Annotated in this window: 2 protein-coding genes; one reads left to right on the top strand and one right to left on the bottom strand. The window is 44.6% G+C overall.

The genetic code is table 11. The features are described from left to right. Positions 1-155: 155 nt before the first annotated feature. A complete protein-coding gene (locus tag ACUVJL_RS09375; RefSeq protein ID WP_445245590.1) occupies positions 156-548 on the top strand; it encodes an aspartyl protease family protein in 393 nt (130 codons plus the stop codon). Positions 549-714: 166 nt separating this feature from the next. Here ACUVJL_RS09375 and ACUVJL_RS09380 read toward each other — a convergent pair. Beyond that, positions 715-1,782: hypothetical protein (locus tag ACUVJL_RS09380; RefSeq protein ID WP_445245591.1), on the bottom strand; the 1,068-nt coding region annotated here is incomplete at its 5' end.

The raw sequence follows: 1,782 nt of genomic DNA on the forward strand, positions 1-1,782 counted from the left end.
ATCACTCTTCAAACTCCTAGCTGTGCAAATCCCAAAGGCTGAACTACAAGTTATCTTTTCTGCATCAGAGTATCCGGTTTGGTCGCCCTACGAGGCAACGGAAGCTGCAAACATTCTGATGCAGATGATTCGGGATGACCAAGAGGCATCTACTCATGCCTAGTACGATCGAGTTTCCCTTTTCTGACGATGAAGCATTACCCACGATTCCCATCACTCTGAGTCATGCAGGCTTTTCTGTCTCCGCGAATGCACTGCTAGATACTGGGTCTGCGGTCAACCTATTACCTTATGACATAGGGCTGCAATTGGGTGCAATTTGGGAGGAACAAACTATCCGCTTGCCATTGGCTGGAAATCTTGCAAGAGTTGAGGCGCGGGGTGTATTTGTGCAGGTTCAAATTGGGAATCTGGAACCAGTTCGTCTAGCATTTGCCTGGGCAAAATCCTCTCAGGTACCCTTAATTCTTGGGCAAACGAACTTCTTTCGAGAATTTGATGTTTGTTTTCAGAGATCGCGATGCACGATCGAGATTATCCGCTTCTAATCAGCGTCGATGTCGATCGGTAAAAAAGAGAGGGGCGATCGCCGATCAATAAAAAAGTAAGGGGCGATCGAATCTTCACCCTACAAGTATCGCCTCCACACTCGTCATTGTCCACAACCCCCTACTTAATCACCTCTAGCAAGTTACTCTCCTAGAAAGTGTAAAATTAACGATTCTCAACACGCCTAAAAGTGACACTCTCCCCACTAGAACTAAAGGTATTTGCATCAATAATTGTTAACCGATCTGGCGTTGTACTACTTGCTGGATTATTTGGAGAGCCAGCAACGAAAGTAACAGAGAAAGAGCTTCCTTTAGAAACATTGCTTGGTATTGAGCCAAAGAATGTACGAGACCCAGACGGTACACATCTATCTCCCCCACTGTTTATTTTGGTTGCAACAAGGGAGTTACCATTAACTGTAATATTGATCTGCTCCGTGTGATTTGTCCCTCTGGGACACTGATAGCCTTTTGCAATCCATGTGCCAATGAACATCTTTCGCCAGTATTGTTCCCTGACTCTTGCTGTCCAGCCTTGACAGTTGTTTACTACCCCTCCATAGATACCATCATTTGGTGTGCGAAACTCACAACGGTTGGGAAGAACTGCTGTTCCGCCTGCCAAAACAATTCTAACTACATCAGGATCGTAACGTTCATTATCAATTGGAACAAAGTTGTCAACTCTGCTACCGTCGGCTTCTCGACCAGTTCTGATAGCTGCTTCAGAGTATCTGAATCTGCCTGTTGGGCCAAAACCTATGTTGTCCACAACTCTTCCATTGTTACAGAAAAATATTTGTTCATGAGCAATCTCAAGATTGAGTCTATCTCCAACAGGACTATTGGGACGATTTCCGTCACTTCCTCCTCTACCCCATGCTCCTTGAGAGAGAGGATGCTGAGCAAACACAACATATTGCCCACCTTGACCACAGATACGTTGTTCAGCTACCGATTGTGCTTGGGCTACCGCAGGAAAATAGAGCTGAGTCAGTATCCCTGTAATTCCTAAAAAAATAGGCAAATTTTTCATTGATATTATGTAGAGTAGAAATAAAACTAACGTCTCCACCAAATCATAGATATCATAGACCGATCGCACAAAACTGCAAAGCGAAAAAAGACGGAAAAAGACGGGCATTTCTAAAATTGCGATGCAAGGCGGATCAAGGCGGATAAAGACGGATAAAGTCGGGTATACTAACGATAGTTCTCCGACCCCCCTACT

The sequence above is a fragment of the Microcoleus sp. OTE_8_concoct_300 genome, from assembly GCF_031383065.1.
GTDB lineage: Bacteria > Cyanobacteriota > Cyanobacteriia > Cyanobacteriales > Microcoleaceae > Microcoleus.